The organism is Capnocytophaga sp. oral taxon 380 str. F0488 (assembly GCF_000318255.2).
Taxonomy (GTDB): Bacteria; Bacteroidota; Bacteroidia; order Flavobacteriales; family Flavobacteriaceae; genus Capnocytophaga; species Capnocytophaga ochracea.
The window spans coordinates 1-1,592 of sequence record NZ_KB291233.1; the positions used below are offsets into that span (position 1 = coordinate 1).

Below are 1,592 nucleotides of genomic sequence, written 5' to 3' on the forward strand. Positions count from 1 at the left end.
TAAAACAATCATCTCTTTCCACTACTGCAATAGGCTCTGAAACATAGATAATCTCCTTGGTATTGATGTCTAAAACACCAAATTTTAGTTGTTCAGCAAGATAAAAGTACAATAGATTATCTTGAACAACAAAATCTTCGGCAATATCATTTGCTTTTTTGATGTTGTACTTTTCAAACTCCTCTTGTAAACCATATTGAGTAACAAAAGGGGGGTCTTGATTTAAATCTATTTCAATAAAAATATGTGCTAATCCAAAAATTTTTCCTCGTTCATTATCCAAGTAATAATCACTTCTGAAAAAAAGTTTGCTTTCTTTTCCCATGTGGTATTCAGAAATACGATATTTCAGCTCTCCTGTTTTGATGTCTAAGCCTATAAAGCCTCCTATCTCTATAAAAGCCCAAAGAATATTGTTATATATACCTATAAGTTTATATACCTCGAAATCTCTTTCTTCATCCCACGAATTTTTCCACCTCCCAAGTGAAGAAAGAGGAAACTCCCAAAGGAATTGCCCTGATAAGAAGTTAATTGTTTGAATTTTATTCTCCTTTTCAAAAAATAAGAGCTCATCAAAAATATAAGATGATAGTATTTTGCCTCTCACTAGCTCTAAATCATTATACATCAATCTCTTTGATACTCTATCATAATAGATAAAGGAGCTGTCAGAAAAATAGTAATAAAAATTTCTTTCTTCAAAAGTGTTTATAACTTTTCCTTGATAATTAAAAAAAGTATTGACACTTCTATTAGTAAACACATTAAAAAAAGAAGGGTTAAAATCAACTCCCCAATACGGAAGAGGAATGGGAATACTAACCTCTTTGCCAATGACTTTTACTAGATTGCCAGAAGCATAATAACAATTACCATCTATTATTTTCCAACTATTTATATTAGGAAAATTCTCTACGTGTTGATACTTCATTAGTTTGTTTTTATAAAATTATATATTGGATTATTGAGATCCTCAACTTTCTCTAAGAAATCAGAGGCATTATCTATGTCCTTACCAAATAGCTTTCTTATTTTTTCAAGTCCGAGTCCTCCTTCTTCAGGAAATCTAAAAAGATTATCAGCTTCTTTTTTAAACACTTCTTTAAAAGCTTGTTTTACTTCATTTATATTAGCTTTATTACTGTTAATCACATAAGCTAAATCTTCTATTTTGTTAACTTTTTGTAAATAGCTTTTAAATTGTTGGATAAAACCTTTATCATTAGCTATTTTGCTCCAAGTTTCACTGTTATAGCTTTTAAATTCCTCAAATAAAGGTAGGTTAGGATTTTGTTTATTGTTAAACTTCACGTCATAACGGCAGTTGGGACAGATATCATCTAAAGCTTTTCCAAACTTCATATCTATATGCTCAATGTTTTCAGGTGTATATTTCTTAGGGTTTTTCTTAAAGGTGGATAACATATGCTGTGTGCCTTCACGCATAGCGGCATTGCTACTTAAAGCGCCTTCTTCTATTTTTTTCCATAAATCAGGACGGTTTCTAAAAGTATGAGCAACTTCTACATAGTTTTCGAGCATCTCATCTAAGGTACGACCTCCAAAAATTTTCCTACCTGCATCTTTAC

Annotated in this window: 2 protein-coding genes; both read right to left on the bottom strand. The window is 30.8% G+C overall.

Annotation, left to right across the window (positions count from 1 at the left end; genetic code table 11):
* Nucleotides 1-934 (bottom strand): hypothetical protein (locus tag HMPREF9078_RS12240; RefSeq protein ID WP_009420536.1); only part of this gene is annotated, 934 nt, incomplete at its 3' end.
* Nucleotides 934-1,592, bottom strand: a 659-nt coding sequence (locus tag HMPREF9078_RS12025; RefSeq protein WP_009420537.1) for a hypothetical protein, incomplete at its 5' end; no start/stop codon positions are given. The genes HMPREF9078_RS12025 and HMPREF9078_RS12240, both read right to left, overlap by 1 nt.